Below are 15352 nucleotides of genomic sequence, written 5' to 3'. Positions count from 1 at the left end.
TGCCTTGAAATAAAGAATTATTGCCTACTTTTGCAATCTAAATTCAATCTAAATAAGCTTGCAAAATACAATTCACACTCTGAAAAAAGGCGAAAAAGCCATTATCAAAGATTTTGATATCGATCTTATTCCTCTAAAGTTATTAGAAATGGGTTGTTTGCCGGGCAACTTGGTCGAATTACTTCAAATTGCTCCTTTTGGAGATCCTTTGTATTTGGATATTAATGGCTCGCATGTTGCCATTCGTATAGAAACCGCTCGTGAAATTGAAGTGGAACTTATCAAAACCAATTTGTAATGAGCGTTCAAAATATTAATGTTGCCCTTATCGGGAATCCAAATACAGGAAAAACTTCCGTTTTCAATCAGCTTACTGGCCTTAATCAGCAGGTTGGGAATTATCCGGGAATTACTGTTGAGAAAAAAATGGGTTTCTGTAAATTACCACACAACATCAAAGCTAATATTCTTGATTTACCTGGGACTTACAGTCTGAATGCCAGTTCGATGGATGAAAGTGTTGTAATTGAACTTTTATTAAACAAAAACGACAAACTATATCCTGATGTTGCAGTAGTTGTAACGGATGTTGAAAATCTGAAAAGAAATTTACTGATCTACACTCAAATAAAAGACCTTGAAATTCCGACGATTTTAGTTATTAATATGTCTGATCGTATGGAAAGTAAAGGGATTACGCTTGATATTCCTTTTTTAGAAGAAAAACTAAAAACTAAAATTGCTTTAGTCAGTTCGCGTAAAGGTCATGGAATCGAGGAACTAAAAGAACTAATTGTTTCATACAAAACGATTCCGCATGAACCATGTTTAAATGCTTCAGTTATTGATACTGAATATTTTAAAAAATTACAACACGCTTTTCCAAATCAATTATTGTATAAATTATGGTTGGTTATCACGCAGGATGTGAATTTTTTGAATCTGGAGCGTAATGAAATCAGAAGCACTTTTACCAAATCGCATTCGGAATTAAAACGTTTACAGCAAAAAGAAACTATCAAAAGATATCAGTTTATCAATGATGTTTTGAAAGAAGGTTTAAAAGTCGATGCCTCGATGGCAAAAGATATCAGAGCCAAAATTGACCGTGTTTTAACACACAAATTTTGGGGTTATTTTATTTTCCTTGGAATATTGTTTGTTATTTTTCAATCTATTTTTAGTTGGTCAACCATCCCGATGGACTTCATTGACAGCACTTTTGCTTCTTTGAGCAGTTGGGCTTCTGCAAAACTACCAAGCGGAATTTTAACTGATTTACTTTCACAGGGAATTATTCCGGGAATTGGCGGAATTCTGATTTTCATTCCGCAAATTGCATTTCTATTTCTATTTATTTCTATTTTGGAAGAAAGCGGATACATGAGCCGGGTTGTGTTTTTGATGGATAAAATCATGCGTAAGTTTGGGCTTTCAGGAAAAAGTGTTGTGCCATTGATTTCAGGAACTGCCTGTGCAATTCCGGCCATTATGGCGACAAGAAATATCGAAAACTGGAAAGAACGCTTAATTACTATTTTAGTAACACCGTTCACAACTTGTTCGGCAAGGCTTCCGGTTTACGCTATTATAATTTCATTGGTAATTCCTGACAAACGTGTTTTGGGAATCCTGAATTTACAGGGATTGTCGTTGATGTTGTTGTATTTATTAGGTTTTGGAACTGCAATTCTATCGGCTTATATTTTGAATAAAATTCTGAAGTTTAATAACAAAACTTATTTCGTTGTTGAAATGCCAAGTTATAAAATGCCGTTATTAAAGAATGTCGGAATTAATGTTGTTGAAAAAACCAAAGCATTTGTTGTTGGTGCGGGTAAAATCATTTTGGCGATATCTGTGATTTTGTGGTTTTTAGCTTCTTTTGGACCAGGCAAAAATTTCAATGAAGCCGAAACTATCGTTAAAGAAAGATTTGCCGACAAACCACTAAACGAAATTCAGTTTGAAAATGAAGTCGCTTCTCAAAAATTAGAGAATTCATATATCGGAATTATGGGTCGCGTAATTGAACCTGCCATTGCACCTTTGGGTTATGACTGGAAAATCGGAATTGCGATTATCAGTTCGTTTGCAGCGCGTGAAGTTTTCGTTGGAACTCTGGCCACCATTTACAGCGTTGGAAACAGTGATAATGAAGCGACCATAAAAAGTAAAATGCAGGAGGAAATCAATCCGGAAACGGGTCAGAAGATTTTCAATTTTGCTTCAGGAATTTCGTTGTTGTTATTTTATGCCTTCGCAATGCAGTGTGCCAGTACATTAGCCATTACCAAAAAAGAAACCAATTCGTGGAAATGGCCTGCAATGCAACTCGTTCTTATGAGCGGACTGGCTTATTTCGTTGCCTTGCTAGCTTATCAACTTTTAAAATAAACGGCCATGATACAAGAAATTATTGCCTTTGGAATATTACTTATCGCTATTGCTTTTTTGATTAAAAAATTCTTTTGGAAATCGAAAAAGAAAAAAGATTGCGGTGATGGAAATTGCGGGTGTTCGTAGAGAAAAGGTACTAAGGTGCTGAGGTTCTAAGATACTAAGGTTTTAGAAATAATTTCGCAGAGATACACAGAGTTAAAAACACAAAGCTTCACAGAGATTTAAATTTCTTTGTGAAGCTTTGTGTTTTCTTGGCGAATCTTTGTGGAATAAAAATCGAAATTTGTCTTTTTTTGATACTTAAAAGCCCGATTTTGGTATGTCTTTGGCCTTCGTAAGAATTAATTTTATCAAACTTAAATTCGCTAAAATGAAAAAAGAAGAAAACTCAGAAATAATAAGAGACAATAGAGTTACAAGATTATTATGGTTCACACTAGGTTTCTTTTGTGCTTTGCTAATCAGTTTTATTGTAAAAATATAAACATTTGGAGTTATATTTATTTCACTCCTTCCCACTCTGCATAAAATTGCGCCAGAAATGTTTCCATAAATCGATGCCTTTCTGCTGCAATTTTTTTTCCGGTTTCAGTATTCATTTTATCTGTTAAGAGTAAAAGTTTCTCGTAAAAATGATTTATCGTTGGCGCATTATTCTTTTTATATTCTTCTTTGGTCATAGAGGTATTAGGCCCAATTTCAGGGTTATATAACGCTCTGTTTTTAAATCCGCCATAATTGAACGCTCTTGCTACTCCAATTGCTCCGATAGCGTCTAAACGGTCCGCATCCTGAACGATATCCAATTCGACAGAAGAGAAACTCTTTTCAAAATTTCCGCCTTTGTAAGAGATGTTTTCGATGATATTAACCACATGTTGAATAATTTCCTCTGAAACATCTTCAGATTCCAGAAATATACGTGCCGTTTTTGGTCCGATACTTTCATCTCCGTTATGAAATTTACTATCGGCAATATCATGAAGCAAAGCTCCTAATTGTACTACAACCAAGTCGCATTTTGTTTCTTTGGCAATCAAAAGGGCATTTTTATAAACACGTTCAATGTGAAACCAATCATGTCCGCCTTCGGCATCATTTAATTTTTCTTTTACGAAAGCAATTGTTTTATTTATTAATTCGGGATTATTCATAGTAGTATTTTCTTTTGATGCTAATGGCACGCGTATGACGCTGATTAAACGGATTTACTCGGATTCTTTTCTATTTTAAATAAAAATGTTGATTGTCAAAGTTTTACACTTCAACAATCAACAATTTTTTCAATATCGATATCAATTGCAAAAATCAATTTAAAAATCGTTAATCAACAATCTAAAATCTAAAATCTGCAATCTAAAATTATTAAAGTCTAGCAGGCTCCACCCATTTAAAAATATGAGATTCTTGGGGGATTACTAATCTTTCAGAAATTCTGGCCATACGCGCTGGCAATTTCATTAGATAATCACGTGCTTTTTCCGCTTCATCAGTCAAATTAGAAACTTTGTCAATTTCCCATTTGTCAATTAATTTTTGCATGATATCTACATAATCGTTTGCAGTGTAAACACCAATACGTTGTGCAGAATCAGAAAATTGTTCGAAAGCCGAACTGATTTTTTGACCAGATTCTCTCAAGAAATGAGCCGGCATTACGATTTTTTGTTTCATCATGTATTGAAACGCCAACATCATTTCGCTTGGATCAACGGCAAAAATACGCGTAACAAATTCGCTGTAAGCATGGTGATGACGCATTTCGTCACCAGCAATCATTTTACACATTTTAGACAACTTGTTATCACCAAATTTCTTAGCCATTTGAGCTACTCTATTGTGCGAAACATATGTTGCTAATTCCTGGAAACTCGTGTATACAAAGTTTTTGTACGGGTCAGATCCAGTTCCGATATCAAATCCGTCGTTGATTAAATGCTGTGTTGTCATTTCGATTTCACGCATGTTCACACGACCAGACAAATACAAGTATTTATTTAATAAATCTCCATGGCGGTTTTCTTCTCCGGTCCATTGCCTGATCCATTTAGACCAGCCATTTCCACCGTTTTCAACCTGATTTATCCCTTCAACATCCATCAACCAGGATTCATACGTTGGCAAGGCTTCCTCAGTGATGGTATCACCTACTAAAGTTACCCAAAAATCGTACGGCAATTCTTTAGCAATTTCACGTAATTCTTTAACCTCCTCAAAGAAATTATCTCCTTCAGAATTAGGCAAAAAATCAGACGGCTGCCAAATTTTTTCTACTGGAATTAAATACTGTTCTACGAAGCTATCCACGTTTTTTTCTAAAAACTGCATAACTTCTAATCTAATGTTTTTTATAGACATTACTTATTTATTTAAGATTTGGATTTCTGTTTCAGAATAATTCTCAAAACAAAAATCTATTTATACTCGTTTACTCCTTCTACTACTGCCTTTTCTGTCAATTTCATTAACTCGGCAAAATCATAATCTTTTACAGCCATTGCCGGATGCGCGGTAAAGGTAAGATGATTTCCTAAACCAACAGGAAAAAAACCATATTTTACCATTTTCCATGAATTGTTGATGCTTACCGGAACAACATACGCTGATGGCGCATATTTACATAATATTTTTAAACCGCTTTGGGCAAATTCTTTTGGTTTTCCAGTTTTACTTCTTGTGCCTTCAGGGAAAATCACGGCCGATCTGGTATTTTTTTCAATATATTCAGACAAGCCTTTGATAACAGGTATGGCTTGTTTTGGGTCTTTTCGGTCAATTAGCACTGATCCTCCGTGGCGTAAATTGAATGATACACTTGGGATTCCGCTACCTAACTCCTTCTTACTTACAAATTTACAATGAAAACGTCTAAAGTACCAAATCATTGCTATGATATCGTACATACTTTGGTGATTTGAAACAAAAATCAAAGGAACTCCCGTGGGAATTGTCTCTCTATTTTCAATTGTATATCTGGTTCCTACAAGATTTGTACATCTTAAAAGGAAAAAATTTAAAAAATCAACACTTTTTTTATGAGCCTGATAACCAAAAACATTTAGGCAAATCCATTGTATTGGGTGAAAAACAACCAGACACAAACCAAAACATAAATAGTAAATTACGGATATGGGATACGAAATTATCTTTTGCATGCTTAAAAAAATTAATTGCCAAAAGTAATAAATAAATTTTTAGCGGTATAAAAATTGAAAACAATAACCGCTTTTCTGGTTTAATTGTACCTTTGCCACTGAAATTGCAAATTTTTTCTGAACTAAATGAACTTCACTTACCCTAAAAATGAACGCTTAAAGAGCAAAACGACAATTGGTTTACTGTTTTCTGAAGGGAAATCGGTTTCTAAATATCCATTGCGTTTGGTTTACCGTCAGGCGGAAGCAGATTCAGAAGAAAAAATAAAAATTGGCGTTTCGGTTTCAAAAAAATACTTCAAAAGAGCCGTTGACAGAAATTATTTCAAACGTGTTTTAAGAGAAACCTATCGATTAAACAAACATTTGCTTTTGGATAACATTCAGGAACCATATTCTCTGATGTTTTTTTATCAGACGAAAGACAAATTATCTTACGAAGAAATCAATACCAAAACGGTTCAGTTATTTGAAAAATTTCTTCTTCAAATAAACAAAACTCCAGAATCTGAAATTAAAACAGAATCAGGAAATCCTTTGTAATCAATCGTTTTCAAAAGACGAATTGAGATTAGCGCAACGGAATCGCAGTAATTACTGAATTATTCTTATTTTAGTACTTTATAATTTAAGATATTTCACAATTATGGCTCCTTATTTTAAAAAGAAGTTCGTTATACCAGCTGTTGCAGCGGGGTTTTTATTTATTGGAACCAGTTTCAAGGATGATTTTTTTGAAATAGCCAAGCAAATAGAAATCTTCACGACTTTGTTCAAAGCAGTCAACACCAATTATGTCGACGAAACAAATCCTGGTGATTTGATGGATAAGGCCATTAAAAGCATGCTGGGAAGTTTAGATCCTTATACTGTTTACTTTAACGAGCAGGATGTTGTAAATTTTAAAATTAACAATACCGGAGAATATACGGGAATCGGCGCATTAATTTCAAGAAAAAATGATCGTTTGATTGTTCGCGAGCCTTATAAAAATTATCCTGCAGACAAAGCCGGGCTAAAAGCCGGCGATCAAATTATTCAGATTGGCGATGTTTTAATTGCCGATTTTAAAGATGATGCCTCGCAATTATTAAAGGGAACCAAAAACACTAAAATTCAGATAAAATATCTTCGTCAGGGAAAATCTTTTACAACTGAGTTGATTTTGGATGAGGTTGATATTAAATCCGTTCCATTCTATGGGAAGATTGATGAAAAAACCGGTTACATTGTTTTGGCACATTTTAGCCGAAAAGCTGCCGCTGAAGTCAAAGAAGCTCTTGAAAAATTAAAATCTGACGGAGCAACTCAGATTGTTCTTGATTTAAGAGGAAATCCGGGCGGTTTGTTGAATGAAGCTATCGATATCTGTAATTTATTCGTTCCGAAAAACGAAGTTATCGTAACGACAAAATCAAGAATTGAAAAACACAATAACACTTATAAAACCACTAAAGATCCCGTTGACACTGAAATTCCGCTTGCGATTTTAGTAAACGGCAGAAGTGCTTCAGCCTCAGAAATTGTTTCGGGCGCTTTGCAGGATTTAGACCGTGCCGTGATTTTAGGAAGCCGCAGTTTTGGTAAAGGTTTGGTACAGCGTTCGGTAGATCTTACTTACGGAACGCAGTTAAAAGTGACAATTTCCCGTTATTATACGCCTTCGGGTCGTTGTATTCAGGCGTTGGATTATGCGCACAAAGACAAAAATGGCGTTGCTCAAAAAACCGATGCCAAAAACTTTAATGCTTTTAAAACCAGAAAAGGAAGAACCGTTTATGATGGCGGCGGTGTTTTGCCAGATATTGAATTAGACGAAGCCAAAGTGAGTCCGATTACGACTGCGTTATTGAAAAACGACGGAATCTTCGATTATGCCACAACGTATTATTACAAAAACCCAAATTTAGGAGATAAAATTCCGGTGGTTTCAGATGCAGATTATACGAGCTTTAAACAATATCTGAAAACGAATAAAATCAGTTTTGATACTGAAACCGAAGTGGCTTTGCGAAATACTTTGACAGCAGCCAAAAATGAAAAAATCGACGAGACCATTGCTCCGGAATACCAACTATTATTGGCAGCTCTTGAAAAAAGCGAAAGTACATTGCTTGATAAAAACCAAAAGGAGATAAAAGGTTTGATTCAGGAAGAACTCATCAAAAGATACCAATATCAGGAAGGTTTATATCAATTTTATATTAGAAACAATTCAGAAATTAAAAAAGCGGTCAGCGTTTTAAATAATCAAACTGAGTACAAAACGATTTTAAAAATTTAAAGATGAAATGAAAATTTGTAAAGCCCTATTTCTGTTTTTCATTTACAATTTATCGGCGCAGCAAAAACCTATTGAAACCATTTATTTTGAGTTTGATAAATATGATCTTACTCCTAACCAAACCGAAGTTGTAACTAATTTCATTAAAAGTATTGACACCACGAAAGTCGAATCAATACAAATTTACGGCTACTGCGATGATCGTGGTAACGACGACTATAATTTTAAATTATCAAATAACCGTGCCAATACGATTCAGAACCTCATCATTTCGGCCGGTTTCAACCAAAGCAAAATTGTCATTTTAGAAGGAAAAGGCCGTGTGGTTTTAAAACCTGATACGGTAGAAAATCTGCATGAAACACGTTCCAAAAACCGACGTGTTGATTTAATTGTTGTAAAACGAAACAGTTTTGGCAAAGGAGTTTACACTTCGTTTAAAGACAATCTGAAAGTGGGCGATAAAATTTACTTAGAAAATATTTTATTCGACATTGGAAGTTCAAAACTAACTACGGCTTCCCAAAAAGAACTGGACAAAATTGCCGAAACACTTCAGCATCAAAAAAACATTCAATTTGAAATTAGAGGCCACGTTTGCTGTACTCCCGACATCTACAGTGACGGAATTGACAAAGCTACCAATGAGAGAAGACTCTCATGGAACCGTGCCAAAACCGTTTTTAATTATTTGGCCACTAAAAAAGTTTCTAAAAACCGCATGACTTATCTGGGATGTGGCAACAAATATCCTTTAGGACGAGGCGATGCCTTAGATCGCCGTGTAGAATTTGTGATTAAAAAAGTATAATTAACCTCTAATCATTTCGATGTGCGGAATATCATCTTCCAGATACATTTCGCTAGTCTGAACAAAACCGTGGCTTTCGTAGAATTTCTTTAGATATAGTTGTGCTCCGATTGTAATTTTATCTTTTCCAAAATTTTCCTTTATTCCGGCAATGGCTTCGCGCATTAAATCGTGTCCCCATTTTTTATCACGGTAATTGGCATCCACCACTACTCTTCCTATTGACGCATTATCAAAACTAATTCCAGCATCGAACAAACGGGAATAAGCAACAATTTTTCCATCATATTCGCCAATTAAATGTAATGCTTTCTTGTCTTTGCCGTCAAGATCTAAATAAACGCAATTTTGCTCCACTACAAAGATCTCACTTCGCACTTTAAGCAAATCATATAACTCATGAACTGTTAATGCCTCAAACGGCTTTATTTTCCATTTTAATTCCATTCTTCTGTATTGTTGTCAATGAAGAGCAAAATTAATTTAAAAATTTAAGCCTTGCCAGAACATCTGTCCATTTATAAAAAACAAATCCCGATTGCTGATAGCAATCGGGATTTTTAATAACCATTAAATTCGATTGAGAGCAAATTTTTATTTCTTCGTCATAATGATTTCCATACTTTTATATTCTGATCCATTTTTTGTGTCGTACATTTCCATTTTTCTCGTTTTCTCATCAACATAAGTGTAAACTTCACGATACGGTGCTTTTTTTCCGTTTAACGGACTCACCATATCGCCTTTCAGATCCATACTTTTAGTTGCTTCATCATATTTACCAATTGCCACCATCATACCAGTTCCCATATTATCTATAAAAGTCGTGGTATATTCTTTACTGGCATTGTTGTAGGCCAATGTGCTTTTTCCTTCAAACGGCTGTCCCATCAAAGTTCCCTGATAATTCGTTTCCTGATAACGACCACCCAAAACCATTTTTACATTTGCTGTAGAAGTTGCTTTACTAGGTTTTCCGTTTGGTTCTTCCCAAAAAGTCATATCGCAATTCCACGTTCCTGTTTCATCCGCCATCATTTTATGTGGGGCTCCGGGAGTAGCATATGCCTGCCATGCCTTCATTTGTGCTGCAGAATCTAAAGGCGCTTCTGCAATCGGTTCTTCGGTTTTTACACTATCGACAACCGGAGTGGCTTCCGTTTCTGTTTTCACTTCTTTTTTACAAGAAGCAAAAAACAAAATTAATATCGATAATACTGCAAATAATTTTTTCATAATTATCTCATTTAATGTTTGTTACAAACAAAAGTATGAAAAATAAAGCAAACTATTTCTTTGCAATTTTAACCGATTTTATGATTGCTTCTAAATCGAGCATCAAATCCCTTTCCTGATTTGATGGTGAATAACAAAAACCTTCGATTACTAAAATACGCTTGTGCGCTTCGTCGACAATTGCATAATTGATGAATGGTCCGGTCATGAAATCATTTCTAAGTTCCCACGTACCTTTTGTTTCAAAAGTTTTTTTGTCATCTAATGAAATAGTTGAGAAATAAGGGGCGTAAGCTTCGCCGGTAATCATTTCTGTATTAGGTTCACGGCCTTTGATATAAAGTCCGACTGAATCTCGCATTTTTACAATATTCCCAACAATATCACTGCTTTTAGTAAGCTGCTTTATTGGAACCTCATAAATAAGCAAACTTGTATTGCCGCTAATGATTTCTTTCTTCAGCCAAATGAAATTCTTCTTGTGCAAAACATATTCGTAACCTACAGGAATTTGAAGATCGATATGAAATTTGTTTTTGAGCAGGGCTGGATTTAATAGGGCTTTGCTGTTGTCTTGCTGGATTTTTTCTATTTCAGCATCACGAATGAGCTTTATAATTTGCCCTGCATTCATTTCAATGCTGCAAATTATATCATCTACTGATTTTCCGTAAATGCGAAATGTGTTGTGTGGCAACGCCCTGCTACGAATGATTTCGAATTTATCTGTTGCCGCCTTTTTAACGACGATAATGCTTCGGCTATCGGTTACAAAACCTTCGAGTAAACGTGCGGGATATTGATTGATGGTAAAAAGAGGTTCCTCCTGAGTAAGGCCCCAAACTGGCGAGGCAAATTTATTTCGAATACTGTCGCCCACTTCTCCGTACCATAACTGATCGTCGATAATGACAGAAATAGTATTGGTTTTACCAGAAACTGGCTCTTGTTGTTTTTCGTTTTTTAGACACGAAACCAACAGAAATGGAAGTATTAATAATAAAAAATGGGTTTTATTCATTTTTTTAATTTATGAAATAAAACCCAAATTTAGTTAAGATTTTTTATTATCCGTTTATTTTGAGTTTCATTCCCGGTTTTAATTCTTCGTTTTGAATTCCATTCCACTTTTTAATATCAGAAATTGTAACTCCCGGATATTTTTTTGAAATGCTGTATAACGAATCTCCTTTTTTAACGTAATAATCTTCGCTTATATTTTTTGTCAAAGCTGTTTTCTTTTTGAAAGAATCAATAGAATTTGAAGCAATCGCAGTATTTGATACAGTAGCTTCTTCGATTACAGGAACTTCTTTAGAAATCACTAAAGTTTTTCCTAAACCAATATTGTTTGAAGCTAAATTATTAAGCTCTTTTAGTTCAGCAACAGTCATACCAAACTTTTTCGCAATGTTGCCCAAATTGTCTCCGGCTACAACTACATATTCTTGCGGTTGAGCATTTGATTTATCTTTATTGTCAACAGCAGCAATCGCTTCTTCTGGTTTTCTATCTAAAACCGGAGTAGTTTTAATTTCTTTTGGATTTTTGACAATTGAATCAACCGCTGATTTGATTTTTAATGTTCTTCCAAGAGCAACCGAATTTGATTTAAGATTATTCCATTTCTTTAAATCACTTATATTAACATTGTACTTATCAGCAATCGCACCCAGGTTATCACCCTTTTTAACTTTATAAAGCTGAATATCTGAATCGATTGTATTCTCCAGTTTTGCTTTTGCTTTAGGGGTAACTTTTAAAGCCAATTGTGTTGGCATCATTTTATTTTCAGACTGATGTTTAACGTAGGCGTAAATTTTATCTTCGTTTGAAACAAAAGTTGCGATTTTATCCTTTGGTAAACGCAAGCAATGCGCTTCTCCCTGATAAAAAGGAACAACATTTAATTTATAAGAAGGATTTAAAAGCTGAATTTGAGACTGTGGCATATCTAACAAATCGGCAATTTGTTTGAAAGTCATTTCTTTTTTAATATTTACGGTATCCGTTTCAAAGTTTTTAACAAGAGCTCTTTCAGGGTTAATTCCGTGTTCTTTATGATATTCGAAAAGATACATTGTTGCTAAAAAAGCAGGAACATAACCTTGAGTTTCTTTTGGAAGATGTTCTCTGATGTCCCAATACTTAGTTTTTCCGCCAGAGCGACGAATTGCTTTCGTAACATTTCCCGGACCTGAATTATAAGAAGCCAAAACAAGCTCCCAGTCACCGAAAATAGTAAACATTTTAGAAAAATAATCTGAGGCCGCAGCAGTCGCTTTCAACGGATCACTGCGTTCATCGATATAAGAATCGATTTTAAGAGAGTATTGTTTACCGGTCCCGTACATAAATTGCCAAAGACCCGTAGCGCCCATTCTAGAAACTGCTTTAGGATTTAAAGCAGATTCTACAATAGCTAAATATTTTATTTCCAAAGGAATGTTTTGTCTTGCAAAAGCTTCCTCAAAGATTGGGAAATAATATTCTGATAAAGCCATTAATCGCGAAAACGATTTTTTACGATTCTTAAGAAATGACTTTATTATATTTTCTAAACCCTGATTGTATTCAATATCAAAAGGTGATTTCTCATTCATTGCCTGCAAGCGCTGCTTTAAAAGCTCTGTTGGCAATTCAGCATCTACACTTTGATCTGTATTAACGGTTTGAATATCTTTTGAAAAATCATTATAAATATCCAAACTTACTAACTCATTCATCCAAAGACTGTCTACACGTGTAGCCACTTCATCTTTTTTGAAGGTGTTTTTTACAGAATCTAAATAGGATAACTTTACTTCCTGTTTTATCCCGAGATCGTTTTTAGCAACATCTTGTGCAAAAATCGAAAGCGAACAAAAGACCGAAACCACTAAGGAGATTTTTTTTACAATCATATAACATTTTTTTAAAATCCTATAATTCAAACTATTATAGTAACTCTATTTTTGCAAACTTAAATAGATTACCAATGAAAAATATGCAAAAAAATGTTAATTGTGATTTTTTAGTCCAAAATCGCAGCGATTCCAGGCAAAACTTTTCCTTCTAACATTTCAAGCATTGCTCCACCACCAGTTGATACATAGCTCATTTTGTCTTCGAAACCGAATTGTTTTACAGCAGCAACAGAGTCACCACCTCCAACTAATGAAAATGCACCATTTTGTGTAGCTTCGGCGATATAATCACCCAAAGCGATCGTTCCTTTTGAGAATGTTTCCATTTCAAAAACTCCTAATGGGCCATTCCATAAAATAGTTTTAGACTCTAAAATTACTTTTTTGAAATTTTCCAATGATTTAGGACCTGCATCAAGACCTTGCCACCCGTCCGGAATTTCTTTTACATCTACCACCTGAGTATTTGCCGTGTTTGAAAAATCATCTGCAGCAATAACATCAACCGGAATATGAATCTGAACCCCTTTTTCTTTAGCTAGTCTTAAAATTTCAAGAGCTAATTCCTGTTTATCATCTTCACAAATAGAATCACCAATTTTACCGCCTAGTGCTTTCACGAAAGTAAAAGTCATACCTCCGCCGATAATCATGTGATCTACTTTGTCTAAGATATTTTCGATAACCGTGATTTTTGAAGAAACTTTAGAACCTCCAAGAACAGCTGTTACCGGTTTTTCGCTATTTTTAAGTACTTTATTTAAACTTTCGATTTCTTTTGCCAATAATGTTCCGAAACATTTTTCTGTTGGAAAAAACTGTGCAATAATCGTTGTTGAAGCATGCGCTCTGTGTGCCGTTCCAAAAGCATCGTTTACATAGATATCTCCCAGAGATGCCAATTGTTTTGCGAAATCAACATCACCCGCTTCTTCTTCAGCATGAAAACGTAAATTTTCAAGTAATAAAACTTCACCTGGTTTTAAAGCTGCAGCAGCAGTTTGAGCCGGTTCTCCGACAGAATCAGTTGCAAACTTAACCTCAACTCCCAAAATTTCAGAAGCTGTTTTTAAAATATGCTTTAATGAATATTTTTCTTCAGCTCCTTTTGGTCTTCCTAAATGTGACATTAAAATAACACTTCCGCCTTGCGCTAAGATGGTGTCTATCGTTGGTTTTGCAGCTTCAATACGAGTTGCATCTGTTACATTAAAATTTTCATCCAGTGGTACATTGAAGTCAACACGGATAATTGCTTTTTTATTTTTAAAATCGAAATCGTTTAAAGTTTTCATTTGATAATTTTTTAATTTTTTGAAAGAATAACAAATATAGAACTTTTAAAGTAGTATTAAATTTGAAATATGTAAAAATAACCTATCTATAACAACGAAAACGATGTAAATTATGAAAAAAAACAAATTTATAATTAAAAAAGATAAAAATGGCTGAGTATACCATTTCAGGATAAAAGCTACTGCAGTAAAAATTCGTTTTTAATATTCCTCAAAAACTAAAAATTCAGACTGCAGTAATTTTATCTTTAAATATTAGTCGTGAACGGGACCTTGTGTACAAGGACAGTCACTAATTGCCTGTAAGAAATCAAATCCGATAGTGATCGAGTGAGTTCCTGTGTTGTAATATCCAAGATCATTGAACATTACCTGATATGAGTAAGCAAAATAAAATTTAGACTTCATGAAACCAACCATAGGACCAACAGATAATGGTTTTGGAAACTGGTCGTTCAGGAAACGGTAAGAAACTCCAATCCAATAATAATCTTCGTAACGATTGTAACGTCTGTACTTGAAGTTTAAATCGGTAGACGAACGTTTATCACTCGCAAAATATTGAAAATAAACAGATGGTTCGTATTCTATACGATTGTTTTCACCGTCTTTAAAAGTAAATCCAGAGTATACCTGATAGTTTGAAAGCAAACTTGGCTCAACTCCTCTGTATTTTTCTACATTCTTTTGTAAAACGTTATTTGCATTAAAACTCACATAAAAATTTTTGTTTCGATATAAGGCACTAATGTCAAAGTTGTTATTTGATGTATAACGATCATCTCTGATGTTAGGATTATTAATTGGTGAATTACCCCCGTTTACATCATCAGTAAACTTATCAATATCAATACGGAAAGTATTAAAGTTGTAAGAGATACCTAATGACAAATACTGTTTCGAATAATAATCTAAAATAAGATGGTGCGCAAACGACACTTTTGCACCTGTTTGTCTGGTATTACCATTGCTATCATTGTACAACGAAAGACCAACACCTGAACGGTCTAAAACGCGGAAATCAGCGTAAAGGGATTGATTTTCTGGCGCGTCTTTGATTCCGACCCACTGTGTAAGTCCGTTGGCACGAATTCTAAGATTGTCACCAATACCCGCAAAGGCAGGCGAAATTACAAAAGGGTTATCAGCAAGATACTGGGTAAACACTGGTAGGTTTAACTCTTGGCTGTAACCTGTTGTTACAGCCATGAGTACTAAGGATAAAAATAATTTTTTCATTTTGTAATAATTTTTTTAGACAA

Annotated in this window: 15 protein-coding genes; 6 read left to right on the top strand and 9 right to left on the bottom strand. The window is 34.5% G+C overall.

The window, feature by feature from the left end; genetic code table 11:
* The first annotated feature begins 58 nt into the window (after window positions 1–58).
* From J2X17_RS03175 to J2X17_RS03165, 3 genes are read left to right on the top strand one after another with little or no spacing between them, the layout of a single operon-like run.
* A complete protein-coding gene (locus J2X17_RS03175) occupies window positions 59–298 on the top strand; it encodes a FeoA family protein (protein ID WP_056196581.1) in 240 nt (79 codons plus the stop codon).
* The gene (gene feoB / locus J2X17_RS03170) at window positions 298–2397 is read left to right on the top strand and encodes a ferrous iron transport protein B (RefSeq protein ID WP_310294606.1); all 2100 of its coding nucleotides are present in this window, start codon (window positions 298–300) and stop codon (window positions 2395–2397) included. Before J2X17_RS03175 ends, feoB begins: the two co-directional genes overlap by 1 nt.
* A gap of 6 nt (window positions 2398–2403) precedes the next feature.
* Entirely contained in the window at window positions 2404–2526 is a 123-nt protein-coding gene (locus tag J2X17_RS03165; RefSeq protein WP_310294604.1) for a FeoB-associated Cys-rich membrane protein, read from the top strand.
* A 377-nt stretch (window positions 2527–2903) separates the two neighbouring features.
* On the opposite strand, the gene J2X17_RS03160 is transcribed toward J2X17_RS03165, so the two are convergent.
* From J2X17_RS03160 to J2X17_RS03150, 3 genes are all read right to left on the bottom strand, one after another.
* Window positions 2904–3557, bottom strand: a complete 654-nt coding sequence (locus J2X17_RS03160; RefSeq protein ID WP_310294602.1) for an HD domain-containing protein — start codon at window positions 3555–3557, stop codon at window positions 2904–2906.
* A gap of 211 nt (window positions 3558–3768) precedes the next feature.
* Window positions 3769–4761, bottom strand: a complete 993-nt coding sequence (locus J2X17_RS03155) for an acyl-ACP desaturase (RefSeq protein ID WP_310294600.1) — start codon at window positions 4759–4761, stop codon at window positions 3769–3771.
* Between the two features lie 56 nt (window positions 4762–4817).
* On the bottom strand, window positions 4818–5558 hold the full coding sequence (locus J2X17_RS03150; RefSeq protein ID WP_310294598.1) for a lysophospholipid acyltransferase family protein: 741 nt from the start codon (window positions 5556–5558) through the stop codon (window positions 4818–4820).
* Window positions 5559–5684: 126 nt separating this feature from the next.
* On the opposite strand from J2X17_RS03150, the gene rnpA reads away from it, so the two are divergent.
* The 3 genes from rnpA (at window position 5685) to J2X17_RS03135 (ending at window position 8653) form a co-directional block, all read left to right on the top strand.
* The gene (gene rnpA / locus J2X17_RS03145) at window positions 5685–6101 is read left to right on the top strand and encodes a ribonuclease P protein component (protein WP_310294595.1); all 417 of its coding nucleotides are present in this window, start codon (window positions 5685–5687) and stop codon (window positions 6099–6101) included.
* A gap of 103 nt (window positions 6102–6204) precedes the next feature.
* Window positions 6205–7842: a S41 family peptidase gene (locus tag J2X17_RS03140; RefSeq protein WP_310294593.1), complete on the top strand. Its 1638-nt coding sequence runs from the start codon at window positions 6205–6207 to the stop codon at window positions 7840–7842.
* Window positions 7843–7849: 7 nt separating this feature from the next.
* Window positions 7850–8653, top strand: a complete 804-nt coding sequence (locus J2X17_RS03135; protein ID WP_310294591.1) for an OmpA family protein — start codon at window positions 7850–7852, stop codon at window positions 8651–8653.
* Here J2X17_RS03135 and J2X17_RS03130 read toward each other — a convergent pair whose 3' ends face one another.
* The 6 genes from J2X17_RS03130 to J2X17_RS03105 form a co-directional block, all read right to left on the bottom strand.
* On the bottom strand, window positions 8654–9100 hold the full coding sequence (locus tag J2X17_RS03130; protein ID WP_310294589.1) for a GNAT family N-acetyltransferase: 447 nt from the start codon (window positions 9098–9100) through the stop codon (window positions 8654–8656).
* Between the two features lie 147 nt (window positions 9101–9247).
* Window positions 9248–9889 carry a DUF1579 domain-containing protein gene (locus J2X17_RS03125; RefSeq protein ID WP_310294587.1) on the bottom strand — a complete coding sequence of 214 codons (642 nt, stop codon included), beginning with the start codon at window positions 9887–9889 and terminating at the stop codon, window positions 9248–9250.
* A gap of 52 nt (window positions 9890–9941) precedes the next feature.
* Complete coding sequence (locus J2X17_RS03120) at window positions 9942–10910, bottom strand: DUF4837 family protein (RefSeq protein ID WP_310294585.1); 969 nt, start codon at window positions 10908–10910, stop codon at window positions 9942–9944.
* A gap of 46 nt (window positions 10911–10956) precedes the next feature.
* Window positions 10957–12792: a LysM peptidoglycan-binding domain-containing protein gene (locus J2X17_RS03115; RefSeq protein ID WP_310294584.1), complete on the bottom strand. Its 1836-nt coding sequence runs from the start codon at window positions 12790–12792 to the stop codon at window positions 10957–10959.
* Between the two features lie 110 nt (window positions 12793–12902).
* Window positions 12903–14090: a phosphoglycerate kinase gene (locus tag J2X17_RS03110; RefSeq protein ID WP_310294582.1), complete on the bottom strand. Its 1188-nt coding sequence runs from the start codon at window positions 14088–14090 to the stop codon at window positions 12903–12905.
* Window positions 14091–14345: 255 nt separating this feature from the next.
* Window positions 14346–15329, bottom strand: a complete 984-nt coding sequence (locus J2X17_RS03105; protein ID WP_310294579.1) for a PorP/SprF family type IX secretion system membrane protein — start codon at window positions 15327–15329, stop codon at window positions 14346–14348.
* Window positions 15330–15352 lie beyond the last annotated feature (23 nt).

It is taken from the genome of Flavobacterium aquidurense, from assembly GCF_031458035.1.
Taxonomy (GTDB): domain Bacteria; phylum Bacteroidota; class Bacteroidia; order Flavobacteriales; family Flavobacteriaceae; genus Flavobacterium; species Flavobacterium aquidurense_C.
This window is presented reverse-complemented; position numbering and strand designations above follow the sequence as displayed.